Source organism: Streptomyces sp. NPDC085596, from assembly GCF_044541565.1.
Taxonomy (GTDB): domain Bacteria; phylum Actinomycetota; class Actinomycetes; order Streptomycetales; family Streptomycetaceae; genus Streptomyces.
In genome coordinates this window covers 553,087-570,163 of sequence record NZ_JBITTC010000002.1, presented here as the reverse complement: position 1 = coordinate 570,163, position 17,077 = coordinate 553,087, and the positions used below count along the sequence as shown (strand labels likewise).

Sequence of the window (17,077 nt, the reverse complement as noted above, 5' to 3'; positions counted from 1 at the left end):
GGGCGGGCGAAATTCGATGGAGCGGGCCACCCGGCCGGGCCTAGCCTCGGGAGCATGACCCCCCAGCGCCCAGCCCACATCGCCATGTTCTCCATCGCCCAGCACGGCCATGTGAACCCCAGCCTGGAGGTGATCAGGGAGCTCGTCGCACGCGGCCACCGCGTCACCTACGCCGTCCCTCCGCTCTTCGCCGAGAAGGTCGCCGCCACGGGCGCCGTGCCCGTGCCCTACACCTCCACCCTGCCCGGCCCCGACGCAGATCCCTCGGCGTGGGGGACCACGCTGCTGGACAACGTCGAGCCCTTCCTCGCCGACGCGATCCAGGCACTGCCCCAGCTCATCGAGGCGTACGACGGCGACGAACCCGACCTGGTCCTGCACGACATCGCCTCCTACCCGGCCCGCGTCCTGGCCCACCGGTGGGGCGTCCCCGCGGTCTCCCTCTCCCCGAACCTCGTCGCCTGGGAGGGCTACGAGGAGGAGGTCGGGGAGCCCATGTGGGCGGAGCCGCTGAAGACCGAGCGCGGTCAGGCTTACTACGCCCGGTTCGCGGGATGGCTCGCGGAGAACGGCATCACCCGGCACCCGGACCCGTTCACCGGCCGCCCCGCCCGCTCCCTGGTCCTCATCCCCAAGGCGCTGCAGCCCAACGCCGACCGGGTCGACGAGCGCGTGTACAGCTTCGTCGGCGCCTGCCAGGGCGACCGCACCGACCAGGGCGACTGGCAGCGGCCGGACGGTGCCGAGAAGGTGGTCCTCGTCTCCCTCGGCTCGGCCTTCACCAAGCAGCCCGCCTTCTACGCCGAGTGCGTACGGGCCTTCGGTGAGCTGCCCGGCTGGCATCTCGTCCTCCAGATCGGACGGCACGTGGACCCGGCCGAACTCGGTGAACTGCCCGGCAACGTCGAAGTGCACTCGTGGGTACCGCAGTTGGCCGTACTTCGGCAGGCCGATCTGTTCGTCACCCATGCGGGCGCGGGCGGCAGCCAGGAGGGGATGGCCACCGCCACGCCGATGATCGCCGTCCCCCAGGCCGCCGACCAGTTCGGCAACGCCGAGATGCTTCAGGCGCTCGGTGTGGCCCGGACCCTGCTGACCGAGGACGCCACCGCCGACCGTCTCCGCGAGACCGCCCTCGCCCTGGCCGACGACCCCGAGGTGGCCCGTCGGCTGAAGGAGATCCAGGCCGGCATGGTGCGGGAAGGGGGCACGACGCGCGCCGCCGACCTGATCGAGGCCGAGCTGCCCGGACGCTGAAGCCGACGGGACTCGTGCGGTGTCCGATCCGATGACAAAGATCCACTGTGCGGTGGAGAAACGTTGTTGAACCAGTCACAAGATCGTGGAGGAGTTGATCCGGGCCCGCTCGATCCGCCAGAGTTTCCCGCAACCGGCGTACCGTCCGGTACGGCCGTCGTGCCCGCCCCCACGGGGCACGACGGCCGTTCTATCGTGGGCGGAATGACGACGACGTACGCGGCGCTGCTGCGCGGGATCAATGTGGGCGGCAACAAGAAGCTCCCGATGGCCGACCTGCGAACTCTCCTCACCGAGCTGGGCCATGGCGACGTGCGCACTCATCTCCAGAGCGGGCAAGCCGTGTTCACCGCCTCGCAGGGCGACGAGGTCCATCTCGCCGGGGAGTTGAGCACGGCCATCGAGAAGCGGTTCGGCTTCTCGGTCGAAGTCATCGTGCGGGACCACGCCTATCTGGCGGCCGTCGCGGACGCCTGCCCGTTCCCCGCCGACGAGCTGGAGGCGAAGCAGCTGCACGTCACCTACTTCTCCGCGCCGGTGGACGCCGAGCGCTTCGCCGGGATCGACACCGCCGCCCGCCTCCCCGAGGAGTTCCGCCTCGGCGACCGCTGTCTGTACCTCTACGCCCCCGACGGACTCGGCCGCTCCAAGCTCGGTGAGGAACTGGGCCGCCCGCGCATCACCAAGGGCCTGATCGCCACCACCCGGAACTGGAACACCGTGCGCAAACTGGTGGAGCTGACCGGCTGAAGAAGCCCCTTAGTCGACAACCAGTAAATGTCAACCCCCTTTCACTCCAAAGAGGTTGATTGCTGGTGCCGCCGGCCGCTTCGTGGGTAACGTCGCCGTCCGAGCCGACCCGGCACGCTTCCCTCGCCGCAGCCCGGCCCCCGTAAGGCCCCCGGATCAGGAGTGAGGATCAGAACGTGAACACGTACAACCACCCCGGCAGCACCTCCGGCCGCCCGGTACCCGGCGGCGACGGAACCGACCTGGAGACCCTGATCCAGCTCGCCGACGGACTCGTCGCCGCACTGCACGCCGAGTACCCGGTGCTCCTCGCCCACGGTGAGATCATCGTGGCCGAGCTGGCCCTCGCGGCCGACGACGGCTTCCCGCCCAACCGCGGCCGCATCCGGCACCAGCTGGACGACCTCTGCATCGGCGCCGCCGCCGGTACCGGCACCCTCGAGTACACCCGGCGTCTGACCACCGCGCTCAAGCTGTAGGGGGTGCTCAGGCGCCGACGGCCACCGGGACCGACCGCAGTGCCTCGGCGTACCGGTCGAGCAGCACCCGCGCCACCTCGGGCGCCGGGCCCAGCACCCCGGCGAGGACGTCCGCCTCGGCCGCACCCCGCGCGATCCGGTCCGGCAGGAAGCCCGGCGCCAGTACGTAGGGTGCGACGGCCACCCGCTCGCACCCCCGCGCCCGCAGCTCCCGTACGGCGTCCTCGGTGCGCGGGAGCTGGGCGGAGGCGAACGCGGGCCGCACGGCGCACCAACCTGTGCGCCACCACTCCCGCGCGATGTCAGCGATCACCGCGATCGCCTCCGCGTCGGAGGACCCCGCCGAGGCCAGCACGACCCCGGTCGAGGACTTGTCGGCGGGGCTCAGCCCCGCCTCGTACAGGCGTCGCTCCAGCGCCGAGACCAGCAGGGGCGACGGGCCGAGCACCTCCGCCTGCCGGATACGCATCCCGCGCGGTGCCTCCCGCAGCACCGCCGGGATGTCGGCCTTGGCGTGGAAGGCGCGGGTCAGCAGCAGCGGCTGCGCCACCACCTCCCGCACCCCGTCGGCCGCGAGGGACGTGAGGACTCCGCGCACCGAGGGCACGTTGAAGTCGAGGAAACCGGTCACCACCCGCAGGTCCGGCCCCATGGACCGGACCCGCGACACCAGGGCGTGCACGGTCGCGGCATGCCGGGGGTCACGGCTGCCGTGGGCGACGACGAGGAGAACGGGCTTGTGGTGCATGGGAGTTCAGCTCTTCACCAGCAGGCCCCGGCTGCGCAGCACCCACCGCTCCAGCGGACTGAAGATCAGCAGGTCGACCGCGATGCCGACGAACAGGATCAGCAGGATGGCCTCGAACACCATCGCCATGTCGAGGGCGTTGCGGCCGTTCTCCAGCAACTGGCCGAGGCCGACGCCCAGATCGGGGAAGGACGCGATGATCTCCGCCGCCATCAGCGAGCGCCAGGAGAACGCCCAGCCCTGCTTCATCCCGGCCACATAGCCGGGCAGGGCGGCGGGCAGCGTGATGTGCCAGACCCCGCGCAGCCCGCCCGCGCCCATGGTGCGGCCCGCCCGCAGGAACAGCGGCGGCACCTGGTCGATGCCGGACACCAGGCCGTTGGCGATGGAGGGCACCGCGCCGAGCAGGATCACCGCGTACATCATCGAGTTGTTCAGGCCCAGCCAGATCACCGCCGGCGGCACCCAGGCCACCGAGGGCAGCGACTGGAGTCCGGACAGGATCGGGCCGATGGCCGCGCGCACGAACTTGACCCGCGCCACCAGCAGCCCCAGCGGGGTGCCGATGAGCAGCGCCAGGCCGAAGCCGAGCAGGCCGCGCGAGACGCTGGTCCAGATGTAGCCGAGGAGCTTGCCCTCCAGCCAGTCCCGCTGGACCGCGTCCCACACCGCCCTCGGCGCGGGCAGCTTGGTGGGATCGGACACGACCCCGAAGGACACCAGGGCCTGCCAGACCAGCAGCACCACCAGCACCGCGGTGACCGGCGGCACGACCTTGGTGATCAGGGTCTGCCCGAACGACGCGCGTGCGCCGGGCGGGGTCTCCAGGGCGTCGAGGCCCGCCTCCACGCTCCCGGTGTCGGGAGCCGACTTCGTCTCAGTGCTGGCCATGGCGGCGGATCTCCCCACGCAGTGCCTCGGTGATCTCCAGGGACAGTTCCGCCACGGGGGCGTCCTCGATGCGGCGCGGCTGCGGGATGTCCACCGTCCACTCGTGCGCCACCTTCCCCGGCCGGGAGGACAGCAGCACGACCCGCTGGGCCAGCCGGACCGCCTCGCGCACGTTGTGCGTCACGAACAGCACCGACAGCCCGGTTTCCGTCCAGACGCGGGTCAGCTCGTCGTGCAGCACGTCCCGGGTGATGGCGTCCAGCGCCGCGAACGGCTCGTCCATCAGCAGCAGTCCGCTCTCCTGCGCCAGCGCGCGCGCCAGCGCCACCCGCTGCCGCATACCGCCGGAGAGTTCGTGCACCCGCTTGCCGTACGCGCCCTTCAGCCGGACCAGTTCGAGCAGCGAGTCGGCCTTGTCGCGGCGGTCGGCCTTGGGCACGCCCCGCAGCCGCAGGGCGAGTTCGATGTTCTTGCCCGCGGTCAGCCACGGGAAGAGGGCGTGCTCCTGGAACATCAGGGCCGGGCGGCCGTCGGTGTCGATGGACCCGGCGCTGGGCCGGTCCAGGCCCGCCACCAGGTTCAGCAGGGTCGACTTGCCGCAGCCCGAGGCCCCCAGGAGGGTGACGAACTCGCCGGGCGCGACATCGAGGCTGATGTCGTCCAGCACGAGCTGCGCTCCGCCCGGACCCGGATAGGACTTCGAGACGTGGTCGAGACGGGCGGCGTACTCGACCGCCGGGCCGGCCTCGGCGAGGGTGGTGGCCATGGTCGTCACCTCCTGGGGACTCATCGGTTCGCGTCGCTCAGCTGGTGCCGAGCCCGGCGGCATCGACCTTGGGAGCGCCCTCGGCGCCGAGGACCTTGTTGAGCAGGGTCAGGTCGTAGATGCCCTTGAGGTCGGGCTTCGCCAGCAGGCCCGCCTTGACCGCGTGGTCGGCCTCGGTGTTCAGGGTCGCGGCCAGCGGGTCGTCGGTGGTCTGGATCGACTTCCACGCCGGGTCCAGGACGGCCGGGGGCAGCGCCTTGCCGGAGTCGGCCTCCAGCTGCTTGTTCGCCGACTCCTTCGCCGCGTCCGGATTGGCCTTGATCCACTTGTTGGTGCGCACCGAGGCCCGCAGGACCGCCTCGACGGCCTTCGGGTGCTCCTTGAGGAACTTCTGCGACACGATCACGTTGGTGATCACGAACTTCTTGTCCGGCCACAGGTCGGACTCGTCCAGCAGCACCTTGCCGCCCTCGGCGACCAGCTTGGACGCGGTCGGCTCCGGCACCCAGGCGCCGTCCACGGAACCGGCCTTGAAGGCGTCCGGGGTCACCTTGTTGTCGCTGCGGACGACCGTGACGTCACCCTTGCCGCTCTGCGCGTCGACCTTCCAGCCCTGCTCCGCCGCCCAGTTGAGGAAGGCGACGTCCTGGGTGTTGCCGAGCTGCGGCGTGGCGATCCGCTTGCCCTTGACGTCCTTGACCGACTTGATCTTCTTGGGGTTCACGACCAGCTTCACCCCACCGGACGCCGAACCGCCGATGATCTTCAGGCTGCGGCCGCCGGACTTGGTGTAGCCGTTGATCGCGGGGGAGGGGCCGATCCAGCCGATGTCGATGGAACCGGAGTTGAGCGCCTCGATCTCGGAAGGCCCGGCGTTGAAGGTGGCGTAGTCGGCCTTGGTGGCGCCCAGTTCCTTCTGGAACAGGCCCTGCTGGCGGCCGACCAGCGCGGTGGCGTGGGTGAGGTTGCCGAAGTAGCCGATCTTGACGGAGTCCAGGCCGTCGATCTTCTTGGCCCCGGAGGCGACCTTCTGATTGGCGGCGTCGTCCTTGGCCTCGGACCCGTAACCGCAGGCCGCGAGGGCCAGCAGGGGGAGTACGGCGAGGACGGTGAGACCGCGGCGCGGCAGCGGCGAACGGGTGGCAGGCACGGGAGGCGTTTCCTCTCGTCGGCCCGGCGGTCACGGCTTCGGGGCCGTGGCCGGGAGGTCGATGGGTCTTCGTCGTCGCAACCGGGACGTCGTCGGGTGGGAGGAGGGGGTTACGTGGGGGAGCAGGGCGCGCGAGCGGTGCGCGTACGTCAGCGCGCACATCGCGCGACCCCGCCCTGCCCGGAGCCGAGCGCGCCGCTGCCGATGCGGCCGCCCTCCTTGGCGAACGTCGAGAACACCTCGGTGCGTTGCATGGTCAGAAGTCCCACCCGTCGTCGTCGGCGTCCGTCACCGGCTCGGGCGCGGCGAAGGACTCGCCGACCATGCCCGCGGTGAGGGTGGTGCCGTCGCTGGGGTCGATCAGGATGAAGGAGCCGGTGCGGCGCGAGTCGGCGTAGGAGTCGACCGGCAGCGGCTCGGCGGTACGGATCTTCACCCGGCCGATGTCGTTGGCGGCGAGCGTCCCCGGATGCGGGTGCAGGGACAGGTCGGCCAGGGTGAGCCGGGACGGGATGTCCTTGACGATCGCCTTGACCGTGCGCGTGCCGTGCTTGAGCAGCACCCGGTGGCCGACGCTCAGCGGCTGGTCCGCGACATGGCAGACGGTCGCCTCCACGTCCTGGGTGGTCGCGGGCGCGTCCTTGCTCGGCACGATCAGGTCGCCGCGCGAGACGTCCACGTCGTCCGCCAGCAGCACGGTCACCGACTGCGTGGTCCACGCCACGTCCACCGGCTCGCCCAGCAGGTCGATCCCGGCGATGCGGCTGGTGCGGCCGGACGGCAGCACCGTGACCTCCTCGCCCACCCGGAAGGTGCCGGCCGCGATCTGTCCGGCGTACCCCCGGTAGTCGGGGAGTTCGGCGGTCTGCGGGCGGATCACGTACTGCACCGGCAGCCGGGCGTGGCAGTGCGCCAGGTCATGGCTGACCGGCACCGTCTCCAGGTGCTCCAGCACGGTCGGGCCGCCGTACCAGTCCATCCGGGCGGAGGCGTCGACCACGTTGTCCCCGGCCAGCGCCGAGATCGGGATCGCGGTGACCTCGGGGACGCCCAGCTCGGTCGCGTACGCCGTGAACTCCTCGGCGATGGCCGCGAAGACGCGCTCCTCGTAGCCGACCAGGTCCATCTTGTTCACCGCGAGCACCACGTGCGGCACGCGCAGCAGGGCGGCGATGGCCGCGTGGCGGCGGGTCTGCTCGACCACGCCGTTGCGGGCGTCGACCAGGACGACCGTCAGCTCGGCGGTGGAGGCGCCGGTGACCATGTTCCGGGTGTACTGCACATGGCCCGGGGTGTCGGCCAGGATGAAGCGGCGGCGCGGGGTGGCGAAGTAGCGGTAGGCCACGTCGATGGTGATGCCCTGCTCCCGCTCGGCCCGCAGGCCGTCGGTGAGCAGCGCGAGGTCGGGTGTCTCCTGGCCCCGGCTCGCGGACGCCCGCTCCACGGCCTCCAGCTGGTCCACCAGGACCGACTTGGAGTCGTGCAGCAGCCGTCCGACCAGGGTGGACTTGCCGTCGTCGACGGAGCCCGCGGTGGCGAACCGGAGCAGGGTGGTGGCCGAAAGCGCCTCGGCGGTGATCGTGCTCATGGTCAGAAGTACCCCTCGCGCTTGCGGTCTTCCATCGCGGCCTCGGAGAGCTTGTCGTCGGCGCGGGTCGCGCCCCGCTCGGTCAGCCGGGACGCGGCGATCTCGGTGATGACAGCCTCCAGCGTGGTCGCGTCGGAGTCGACGGCGCCCGTGCAGGACATGTCGCCGACCGTGCGGTACCGCACCAGACGGGTCTGGACCGGCTCGGTCTCCTTCGGGCCGCCCCACTCGCCGGCCGTCAGCCACATGCCGCTGCGGGAGAAGACCTCGCGCTCGTGCGCGAAGTAGATCTCCGGCAGCTCGATGCCCTCGCGGGCGATGTACTGCCACACGTCCAGCTCGGTCCAGTTGGACAGCGGGAACACCCGGACGTGTTCGCCGGGCGCGTGGCGGCCGTTGTACAGGTTCCACAGCTCCGGGCGCTGGCGGCGCGGGTCCCACTGGGAGAACTCGTCGCGCAGCGAGAACACCCGCTCCTTCGCGCGGGCCTTCTCCTCGTCACGCCGCCCGCCGCCGAACACCGCGTCGAACCGCTCGCTCTGGATCTTCTCCGTCAGCGGCAGCGTCTGGAGCGGATTACGGGTGCCGTCGGGACGTTCCTTGAGCACACCCCGGTCGATGTAGTCCTGTACGGAGGCCACATGGAGGCGCAGCCCATGTGCGGCCACCACACGGTCCCGGTACTCCAGCACCTCGGGGAAGTTGTGTCCCGTGTCCACATGGAGCAGCGTGAAGGGCACAGCCGCCGGCGCGAATGCCTTCAGCGCCAGATGCAGCATGACGATGGAGTCCTTGCCCCCGGAGAACAGGATCACCGGGTTCTCGAACTCGCCCGCCACCTCGCGGAAGATGTGCACCGCCTCGGACTCCAGCGCGTCCAGGTGGGAGAGGGCGTACGGGCTGTCCGTGCCCTCGCCGTCACCCGTGACCTTGGCGACGGTCGTCGTCATGCCAGTCCCCTCTCGCCGAGCAGGGCGTGCACCGCGGCCGCCGACCGCGCGACGCTCTGCCCCTGCGTCTCGATCCTGAGGTCCGGCGCCGCGGGCTCCTCGTACGGGTCGTCCACACCGGTGAGCCCGGTCAGCTCACCCGCGGCCTGCCGGGCGTACAGCCCCTTCACGTCCCGTTCGCCGCACACCTCGACCGGGGTCGCCACATGGACCTCCAGGTACGGGGTGCCGGTCGCCGCGTGCCGCTTGCGCACCGCCTCGCGGCTGTCCGCGTAGGGCGCGATCACCGGGACCAGCGTCAGCACGCCGTTGCGGGCCAGGAGTTCGGCCACGAAGCCGATGCGCTGGACGTTGGTGTGCCGGTCCTCGCGGGCGAAGCCGAGGCCGGCCGAGAGGAACTCGCGGATCTCGTCGCCGTCGAGCACCTCGACGCGCCGCCCCTCGGCGCGCAGCCGGCCGGCCAGTTCGGTGGCGATGGTGGTCTTGCCGGCGCTCGGCAGACCAGTGAGCCAGACGGTGGCTCCGGTCGTCACGTGTTCTCGCTCCTCAGTCCGGTCGGTCGTCATCCGTGCAGCCCGCATTCGGTCTTGCCCCGCCCGGCCCAGCGGCCGGCCCGCGCGTCCTCGCCCTGAAGCACCCGCCGGGTGCACGGGGCGCAGCCCACGGAGGCGTAGCCGTCCATCAGCAACGGGTTGGTCAGCACGCCGTGTTCGGCGACGTAGGCGTCCACGTCGTCCTGGGTCCAGCGGGCGATGGGGGAGACCTTGACCTTGCGGCGCCGGGCGTCCCAGCCGACGACCGGGGTGCTGGCCCGCGTCGGCGACTCGTCCCGGCGCAGCCCGGTGGCCCACGCCTGGTACTCCGTCAGGCCCGCTTCCAGCGGCTGGACCTTGCGCAGGGCGCAGCACAGGTCGGGGTCGCGGTCGTGCAGCCGGGGCCCGTGCTCCGCGTCCTGCTCGGCCACGGTCCGCTCGGGGGTGAGCGTGACGACGTTGACGTCCATCACGGCGTCGACGGCGTCACGGGTGCCGATGGTCTCCGGGAAGTGGTAGCCGGTGTCGAGGAACACCACGTCCACGCCGGGCCGCACCCGGGCGGCCAGGTGGGCCACCACGGCGTCCTCCATCGAGGAGGTCACGCAGAACCGGTCGCCGAAGGTGTCCACCGCCCAGCGCAGCACCTCCAGCGCGGGCGCGTCCTCCAGCTCACGGCCCGCACGCTCGGCCAGGTCCCGCAACTCGTCCTCGGTGCGCTCTTTCTGAGCGGCCGTCATATCCGGTCGTCCCCTCCGTCGTCGCCCCGCTTCAGACCTCGGGCCAGCAGCCCGAGGAACTTCAGCTGGAAGGCGCGATTGCAGGCTCCGCATTCCCAGGCGCCATGGCCCTCTTCGCTCGGACGCAGGTCCTCGTCACCGCAGTAGGGGCAGTGGAACGGTGCGGCACGCTCGCTCACGACAGTGCCTCCTCGCTGGCCCGCGCGGCCCAGACGGCGAACCGCTCGCCGTCGGTGCGCTCGGCCTCGTAGCGGCGCAGGACGCGCTCGACGTAGTCGGGCAGCTCCCGCGAAGTCACCTTCAGGCCGCGCACCTTGCGGCCGAAGCCGGCCTCCAGGCCGAGCGCGCCGCCCAGGTGCACCTGGTAGCCCTCGACCTGCCGGCCGTCCTCGTCCACCACCAACTGGCCCTTGAGGCCGATGTCCGCCACCTGGATGCGGGCGCAGGCGTTCGGGCAGCCGTTGAGGTTGATGGTGATCGGCTCGTCGAACTCCGGCAGGCGGCGCTCCAGTTCGTCGATGAGGGCGCTGCCGCGCGCCTTGGTCTCGACGATGGCCAGCTTGCAGAACTCGATACCGGTGCAGGCCATCGTGCCCCGCCGGAACGGCGACGGGCTGACCCGGAGGTCCAGCGCCTCGAGACCGGCGACCAGCGAGTCGACCTGGTCCGCCTCGACGTCCAGCACGATCATCTTCTGCTCGGTGGTGGTGCGGACCCGGCCGGAGCCGTGCTCCTCCGCGACACCGGAGATCTTCGCCAGCGTGGCGCCGTCGACCCGGCCGACGCGCGGCGCGAACCCGACGTAGAAACGGCCGTCGCGCTGGCGGTGCACACCGACGTGGTCGCGCCAGCGCTCCACGGGCTGCTCGGGCGCCGGGCCGTCGAGCAGCTTGCGGCCCAGGTACTCGTCCTCCAGCACCTGCCGGAACTTCTCCGCGCCCCAGTCCGCGACCAGGAACTTCAGCCGGGCGCGGTTGCGGAGCCTGCGGTAGCCGTAGTCGCGGAAGATGGAGATGACGCCCTCGTAGACGTCCGGTACCTCCTCCAGCGGCACCCAGGCGTCCAGCCGCACGCCGAGCTTGGGGTTGGTGGACAGGCCGCCGCCCACCCAGAGGTCGAACCCGGGCCCGTGCTCGGGGTGTTCGACGCCGACGAACGCGATGTCGTTGATCTCGTGCGCCACGTCCAGCAGGGGCGAGCCGGAGACCGCGGACTTGAACTTGCGCGGCAGGTTGGAGAAGTCCTTGTTGCCGATGATCCGGCGCTGGATCTCCTCGATGGCCCAGGTGCCGTCGATGATCTCGTCCTCGGCGATGCCCGCGACCGGCGAGCCGAGGATCACACGCGGGACGTCGCCGCACGCCTCGGTGGTGGACAGCCCGACATCCTCGAGGCGCCGCCAGATCTCCGGCACGTCCTCGATCCTGATCCAGTGCAGCTGGATGTTCTGCCGGTCGGTGATGTCGGCGGTGCCGCGCGCGAACTCCTGCGAGATCTCGCCGATGACGCGGAGCTGGGCGGTGGTCAGCCGGCCGCCGTCGATCCGCACCCGCAGCATGAAGTACTTGTCGTCCAGCTCCTCCGGCTCGAGGATCGCGGTCTTGCCGCCGTCGATACCGGGCTTGCGCTGGGTGTACAGACCCCACCAGCGCATGCGGCCGCGCAGGTCGTTGGGGTCGATGGAGTCGAAACCCCGCTTGGAGTAGATCGTCTCAATGCGTGTCCGCACATTGAGACCGTCGTCGTCCTTCTTGAACTGTTCGTTGCCGTTGAGCGGGGTGTGGTGTCCCACCGCCCACTGGCCCTCACCACGGTGACGACTCACCTTGCGGCGGGGCGCGGCGGCAGCGGGGTCCTGGGGACTGGGGGCCATGGTTCTACGTCCTTAGGAACAGGCGGCAAATCAGAAACAGGCGGCAAATCGGCTCTGGCCTGCGCGCATGAGCGCACGCGGGGCACACGTGCGCGGCGTTGCGCTGAACGGGGTGAAGAAAGAGGTCGGCGGTGCTGGAGTGCTCAGCTCGCCCGACACATGGCGCTGGACATGCGGCCGAGGTCGACGTGGCGTCGACTCACCAAGGCGATTCCAGTTCCAGACATGACGGCAGCGTGTCACGCGCCTCTCGGGCCAGTCCACCATTGTCCGCCATCTGGACGGATCTATTCTGAATGGCGAGACGGCTAGGAGGAGCGCCGGTACCGGTCAGTCGCCCAGGAACGCGCCCGGCCACGGTCCGGGCGTCGGCAGCTCCGGCTCCAGCTCCACCTTCGTGTCGAACAGCGTGAAGCCGCGCCGCAGATAGTTGTCCCGCGCGTACGGGCCGTCCTTGCTGCACGTGTGCAGCCACACCCGCTTGACCGGCGCGAGATCCGGCCACCGCGTCGCCAGGTCCCAGGCGCGGGCCGTGCCCACCGACAGCAGATGACCACCGATGCGGCGCCCCCGGAACGCGGGCAGCAGACCGAAGTAGGCGATCTCCACCACGCCCTCGTCCGTCGCCTCCAGCTCGACATACCCGGCGGGCGTGCCCCGCTCGTACGCCACCCAGGTCTCCACGCCCGGCCGCCCCAGGTACTCCCGCCACCGCGCGTGGGTCCAGCCCAGCCGGTCGGTCCAGCGGATGTCGCCGCCGACCGAGGCGTACAGGAAACGGCTGAACTCGGGGGACGGCACCTCGGCCCGCACGATCCGCACCGCGTCGCCCTCGGGTGCCGCGGCGGGCAGGAGGTCGGCCGGCGAGGTCTGTTCCAGGGACCAGGTGGTGACAGGGACGCTGCTCATGGGCTCAGGGAATCATCCCGCCCACCGGACTGTCGATCGTCGTCGGCGAGATCACGGCTCAGTCCAGCGAGCGTTCCAGCGCGGCCAGCGGGACCGAGAACAGCATGCGGTCCGACAGCGACCACACCTCGCCGGTCTCCTGCCAGTACGACAGCGACACCGCCGACTCCGTCCAGCAGTGGTGCGAGCCGTCCGCGCCACAGCGGGCGCCCTTCGCGCCGTCCGCGTCCTGCCGCCACAGCCCGCCCCGGCCGTCCTCGGCGCCGGGCAGCTGACCGGTGTACCAGGAGGCGCCCGCCGCCCCGGCGTGCTGGTACGACAGCACACCCCGCACGCCCCGCGCCTTCGTCCGGAACACCTCGACGGCGTCGGTGTGCCCCGCGGAGTCGGTGGCGAGCAGACCGCCGCGCGCCGGGTCGGCGCTGAACGCGTACCGCCACAGCCGGGCGCGACGCGCGCCGTCCGGAGCGGTGCGCTCGGCCGCGACCAGGCTGTCCGGGGCGGTGCTCCGGTCCAGCGCGAGCGGGCCGGGACACGGCGGCCGGCCGCCCGCGCAGCGGCCCTGGGTGTAGCGGTAGGAGCCCACGGCGGGCAGGACGTACCGGTAACCGGCGGCCGACCAGCCGTGCGGCACCCGGCCGACGGCGGGCTCGCTGGTGGTGGTGCGCTGGATGCGGTCGAGGTCGTAGACGTAGAGCGCCTCGGCGCCGCCGTCGGACGCGGTGACCAGCAGCTTGCCGTGATTCCAGTCCATGCCCGAGATGCCCGAGGTCAGGGCGCGGTAGTCCCGGCCGCCATCGACGGGCACCACCAGCAGGACCCAGCGGTAGACGGGCCGGGCGGGGTCGTCGAGATTCGTGAACGCGACGCGGGTCAGGCCGCGTTCGGCCGCGCTCCCGGTGTCGGTGGCGTGCGTCCAGCCGGTCAGCACCACCCGGTGCCGGCCCCAGACGCCGTCCTCGTCGGCGGCGCCGGAGGTGGTCACGGCGGCGGGCCGCCAGGCGCCATTGGCGGTGTCGGCCGGGTCCCAACAGTAGGAACGGGTGGCCTCGGGAGTGAGAGGCAGGGAGGAGCGGTCGCCGTCCGCGCAGTCGGCGCCCGCGCGCATCCGGCGGTCGGCGTCGCCGAGCACGGCGTCCACGCCGACCGGGCGGCCCATGGACGCGGAGAGCCGGTTCAGGACGGGGGCGGGCTCCAGGCGCTCCTGGAGCCGCAGCGGGGCGGTGTCGGCGGCGGAGGTGAGCGGTTTGAGCGCGCCGGGGTTCCCGGCCACCTCGGCCTGCGAGGTGCTGATCAGCGTGGCCGCCGCGGTGAGCGCCAGCCCGGTCCCGGTGAGGGCCGCGCGCAGGGCCGCGCCCCGTCTGCGCCTGCGGTGTCTGCCGCGTTGCTTCATGTCTCCTCCCGAGGCGGGCCAACTGCGCCCGGCGATCGTCGCGTTGATCACCCGGCACGGGGCGGACCCGCCTCGGATGCTACGGCAGCACGCCTCGCGCCGGGGCCAAGAGCCCGCAAATACGTGAAAGGTGCCCGGTGTGCGGCAGGAGGCGCCCGGCGTGAAAGGGGGCGCTCAGCGCGCCTCCTGTGCCGTACGACGCCGCGCCACCCCCGGTGCCGTCGAACGCGGCAGCAGGTCACGGGGGTTCCCCGGAAGCAGCACCTCGATCTCGGCGTCCTCCCGCAGCCGGTACGGCCGATGCAGGAGGAGCGCCCCGAGATATCGGCGTACCCGGGACATCTCCGCCCGGACGGTGACCGTGCGGGACGGGTCGCCGAACATGTCCTCGGCCAGCCCCGCCGCACTGCGCCCGGCGCGCTGTGCCGTGAGCAGGTACAGCAACTCCGCGTGTCGCTCACTCAGTTCACGCGTCCAGGTGCCGCCCGCGTCGGACACGGTGAGCAGCCGGCGCTCCGGCCGGGACAGGTCGAGCACCAGGCGCCCGGTGCCGCCCGTGCCCGGCGGCTCGGCGGAGGCCCGCAGCAACCAGCCCCCGGCCAGCGGCTCCACCGCGCAGGTGCCCAGGACCGGCAGCCAACGCCTGCCCGGCGAAAGGGGCTTGGGCAGCGCGATGCGGCGTACGTACGGCATCCCCGTCACGGCCGCCGACCAGCCGTCCCGGTCCACCGCGAGCGCCGGCCCGTCCAGCCGCGCCAGCACCGGCGCGGCCACCGAGCGCAGTCGCTCCAGGGAGTCGAGGTGCAGCTCGCGCAGCCGGGCCTCGGCGAGCCGGGCGACCGACTCCACCCAGGCGAGGGTCGCCGGATGCATGGTCTCCAGTGGGCCGCTGATGTCCACCACGCCGATGAGCCGCCCGTCCCTGGGATCGGTGACCGGCGCGCCCGCGCAGGTCCAGGAGGCGTGCGAGCGGGCGAAGTGCTCGGCGGCGAACACCTGGACGGGCCGCCGTACCACCGCCGGAGTGCCCACCCCGTTGGTGCCCACGACCTCCTCGCGCCAGTCCGCGCCGACCTCGAAGCCGAGCCCGTCCGCCCGGCGCAGTACCGAGGGCGAGCCCTCCCGCCACAGCACCCGGCTCTCGGCGTCCGCGACGACCATGATGTGCCGGGCGACGTCCGCGACCGAAAGCAGCCCCTCGCGCAGCACCGGCAGCACATGCCTGAGCGGCGACTCCTCCCGGCGCTGGCGCACCTCCTCGGCGGTCAACAGCCCCGATCTGACATCGCGGTCGGGGTCGATGCCGCCGCGCAGCATCCGCTCCCAGGACTGCCCGATCACCGGCCGGGGCGCCATCGGCGCACGTCGCCCGGCGAGCGTCGCCTCGCGCACCTGCCTGAGCATCCGTGCCGTGCGGGGCGCGTCGACGGCGGCCAGACGCGCCACGTCCATCGGCGGGTTCACCACGGGAGTCCTTCCCTGTCCGGGCAGCGCGCAACGCTCTGTCAAGCCGTCCGGACGGCGGTTTCCGGTCGGCCGACGCCCCCCATACTGCCGCCGGTCCGGGGTCCGCGAACACCCTCCGCGCACTGTCGGCGACAAGTTGCAACCCCCTGCAACCCTGGTGAACCCGGAAGCGCGACGGGAGACTTGAGCCCCGCGCCGCCCGAGGGCGGCGTTCGCGCCCGGTCGCGGGCCCGTGTCGCGGGGGCGGTGCCGAGTCGGCGCGGCACCACCCCCGCGGCGCAGAGCCGTCCGCCCGGCCCCCTGCATACGCGCCCCGCGAGGTGAGGGGCGCGCGGTGCGGCGGATACCGTTAGGACGTGCAGTCAGCAAGCGAATCCCCCCAGCGGCCCCACGGCCGCCTCCACCGGGCCAAGGCCCTCTACCAGAACGTCTCCAAACGGAGGACGGCCTGGCTGCTGCTGACGGACACCGTCAATTCCTGCATGGAGTACCGCATCCTGGGCCTCGCCGCCGAGGCCGCGTTCTTCACGCTGCTGTCCGTGCCCCCGCTGCTGCTCAGCCTCATCGGCCTGCTCGGCTACGTCGACGACTGGACCGGCGCCGACACCATTCACAGCCTGGAGACCAACCTCCTCGAAGCCTCCCGCACCGTCCTGTCCGACAAGGGCGTCAAGGAGATCGCCGAGCCGATCCTGGACGACGTGATGAAGGGCGGCCGGCCCGACGTCATCTCCATCGGCTTCCTGTTCGCCCTCTGGTCGGGCTCGCGCGCGGTGAACGTCTTCATCGACACCATCACCGTCATGTACGGCCTCGACGGCGTCCGGGGCATCGTCAAGACCCGGATCATGGCGTTCCTGCTGTTCGTCGTCGCCCTGCTGATCGGCTCGGTGGCGCTGCCGCTGATGGTGGCCGGGCCGGACGCGGTGGTCGGGGTGCTGCCCTGGTCGGAGACGGTCGTCCAGGTGCTGTACTGGCCGGTCGTCATCGTGCTGTCCATCGTCTTCCTGACGACGCTCTACCACGTCTCCGTCCCGGTCCGCTCCCCGTGGATCGAGGACGTGCCCGGCGCGCTGGTCGCCCTCGCCATGTGGGTCCTCGGCAGCCTGCTGCTGCGCGTCTACCTCACCCACACCATCGAGGGCGCCACCATCTACGGCTCCCTCGCCGCCGCCGTCGCCGTGCTGCTGTGGATCGGTGTGTCCGCGTTCGCCGTGCTGGTCGGCGCCGCCGTCAACGCCGCCATCGACCGGGTCTGGCCCGCCGCCGCGACGGCCGCCGCCCGCGAGGCCAACGAACGCCAGCGCGAGGCCCAGGTCGCCGAGTACGTCGCCTGGGCGGCCGGGCTGCGCGAGTCCGACCCGGACGACCCCGACATGCCGTCGGAGTTCCCCGAGCGCTGGTCCCGCTTCCTGCCCCCGGAGGACATCACCGGCCGGCTGCGCGGCCACACCAGGAACGGCCACCAGCCGCCCAAGGGCTCCCAGGACGGCTGACCGTACGGACGGTCGGTGCGCCGGAATACATCCGCTCGGCGCGGCGCTGCGACAGACAGATGTGGTGCGCGCCGCCACGGCGGTCGC

General features: G+C 71.9%; 18 protein-coding genes. 4 read left to right on the top strand and 14 right to left on the bottom strand.

Annotated elements, in window-relative coordinates; genetic code table 11:
• The first annotated feature begins 54 nt into the window (after nt 1-54).
• From mgt to ACIGA3_RS08220, 3 genes are all read left to right on the top strand, one after another.
• A complete protein-coding gene (gene mgt / locus ACIGA3_RS08230) occupies nt 55-1,257 on the top strand; it encodes a macrolide-inactivating glycosyltransferase (RefSeq protein WP_399711713.1) in 1,203 nt (400 codons plus the stop codon).
• Nucleotides 1,258-1,461: 204 nt separating this feature from the next.
• Nucleotides 1,462-2,007, top strand: coding sequence for a DUF1697 domain-containing protein (locus ACIGA3_RS08225; RefSeq protein ID WP_399711711.1), 546 nt, complete (start codon nt 1,462-1,464; stop codon nt 2,005-2,007).
• 176 nt (nt 2,008-2,183) lie between these two features.
• Nucleotides 2,184-2,486 (top strand): hypothetical protein, encoded by a 303-nt coding sequence (locus ACIGA3_RS08220; protein WP_399711709.1) that lies wholly within the window; start codon nt 2,184-2,186, stop codon nt 2,484-2,486.
• 7 nt (nt 2,487-2,493) lie between these two features.
• Here the strand turns inward: ACIGA3_RS08220 and ACIGA3_RS08215 are convergent, their stop codons facing one another.
• From ACIGA3_RS08215 to ACIGA3_RS08150, 14 genes are all read right to left on the bottom strand, one after another.
• Complete coding sequence (locus ACIGA3_RS08215) at nt 2,494-3,234, bottom strand: sirohydrochlorin chelatase (protein WP_399711707.1); 741 nt, start codon at nt 3,232-3,234, stop codon at nt 2,494-2,496.
• A gap of 6 nt (nt 3,235-3,240) precedes the next feature.
• Nucleotides 3,241-4,125, bottom strand: coding sequence for an ABC transporter permease (locus tag ACIGA3_RS08210; RefSeq protein WP_399711705.1), 885 nt, complete (start codon nt 4,123-4,125; stop codon nt 3,241-3,243).
• On the bottom strand, nt 4,112-4,891 hold the full coding sequence (locus tag ACIGA3_RS08205; RefSeq protein ID WP_399711703.1) for an ABC transporter ATP-binding protein: 780 nt from the start codon (nt 4,889-4,891) through the stop codon (nt 4,112-4,114). Before ACIGA3_RS08205 ends, ACIGA3_RS08210 begins: the two co-directional genes overlap by 14 nt.
• Before the next feature lie 37 nt (nt 4,892-4,928).
• On the bottom strand, nt 4,929-6,041 hold the full coding sequence (locus ACIGA3_RS08200; RefSeq protein ID WP_399711701.1) for an aliphatic sulfonate ABC transporter substrate-binding protein: 1,113 nt from the start codon (nt 6,039-6,041) through the stop codon (nt 4,929-4,931).
• 256 nt (nt 6,042-6,297) lie between these two features.
• Nucleotides 6,298-7,629, bottom strand: a complete 1,332-nt coding sequence (locus ACIGA3_RS08195) for a sulfate adenylyltransferase subunit 1 (protein ID WP_399711699.1) — start codon at nt 7,627-7,629, stop codon at nt 6,298-6,300.
• 2 nt (nt 7,630-7,631) lie between these two features.
• Nucleotides 7,632-8,579 (bottom strand): sulfate adenylyltransferase subunit CysD, encoded by a 948-nt coding sequence (gene cysD, locus ACIGA3_RS08190; protein WP_399711697.1) that lies wholly within the window; start codon nt 8,577-8,579, stop codon nt 7,632-7,634.
• Nucleotides 8,576-9,160 (bottom strand): adenylyl-sulfate kinase, encoded by a 585-nt coding sequence (gene cysC / locus ACIGA3_RS08185; RefSeq protein ID WP_399711695.1) that lies wholly within the window; start codon nt 9,158-9,160, stop codon nt 8,576-8,578. The genes cysD and cysC overlap by 4 nt, the downstream gene beginning before the upstream one ends.
• Nucleotides 9,142-9,852, bottom strand: a complete 711-nt coding sequence (locus ACIGA3_RS08180; protein ID WP_399711693.1) for a phosphoadenylyl-sulfate reductase — start codon at nt 9,850-9,852, stop codon at nt 9,142-9,144. The genes cysC and ACIGA3_RS08180 overlap by 19 nt, the downstream gene beginning before the upstream one ends.
• The gene (locus ACIGA3_RS08175) at nt 9,849-10,031 is read right to left on the bottom strand and encodes a hypothetical protein (RefSeq protein ID WP_030802517.1); all 183 of its coding nucleotides are present in this window, start codon (nt 10,029-10,031) and stop codon (nt 9,849-9,851) included. Before ACIGA3_RS08175 ends, ACIGA3_RS08180 begins: the two co-directional genes overlap by 4 nt.
• Nucleotides 10,028-11,725: a nitrite/sulfite reductase gene (locus ACIGA3_RS08170; RefSeq protein WP_399711692.1), complete on the bottom strand. Its 1,698-nt coding sequence runs from the start codon at nt 11,723-11,725 to the stop codon at nt 10,028-10,030. The genes ACIGA3_RS08175 and ACIGA3_RS08170 overlap by 4 nt, the downstream gene beginning before the upstream one ends.
• A 143-nt stretch (nt 11,726-11,868) precedes the next feature.
• Entirely contained in the window at nt 11,869-11,952 is an 84-nt protein-coding gene (locus ACIGA3_RS08165; protein WP_350748019.1) for a putative leader peptide, read from the bottom strand.
• A gap of 103 nt (nt 11,953-12,055) precedes the next feature.
• Nucleotides 12,056-12,634, bottom strand: a complete 579-nt coding sequence (locus tag ACIGA3_RS08160; protein ID WP_399711691.1) for a GNAT family N-acetyltransferase — start codon at nt 12,632-12,634, stop codon at nt 12,056-12,058.
• A gap of 58 nt (nt 12,635-12,692) precedes the next feature.
• Nucleotides 12,693-14,027, bottom strand: coding sequence for a hypothetical protein (locus ACIGA3_RS08155; RefSeq protein ID WP_399711690.1), 1,335 nt, complete (start codon nt 14,025-14,027; stop codon nt 12,693-12,695).
• 174 nt (nt 14,028-14,201) lie between these two features.
• Complete coding sequence (locus tag ACIGA3_RS08150; protein WP_399712509.1) at nt 14,202-15,479, bottom strand: GAF domain-containing protein; 1,278 nt, start codon at nt 15,477-15,479, stop codon at nt 14,202-14,204.
• A gap of 371 nt (nt 15,480-15,850) precedes the next feature.
• Between ACIGA3_RS08150 and ACIGA3_RS08145 the strand changes: the two genes are divergently transcribed.
• Nucleotides 15,851-16,990 carry a YihY/virulence factor BrkB family protein gene (locus ACIGA3_RS08145; RefSeq protein ID WP_399711689.1) on the top strand — a complete coding sequence of 380 codons (1,140 nt, stop codon included), beginning with the start codon at nt 15,851-15,853 and terminating at the stop codon, nt 16,988-16,990.
• Nucleotides 16,991-17,077 lie beyond the last annotated feature (87 nt).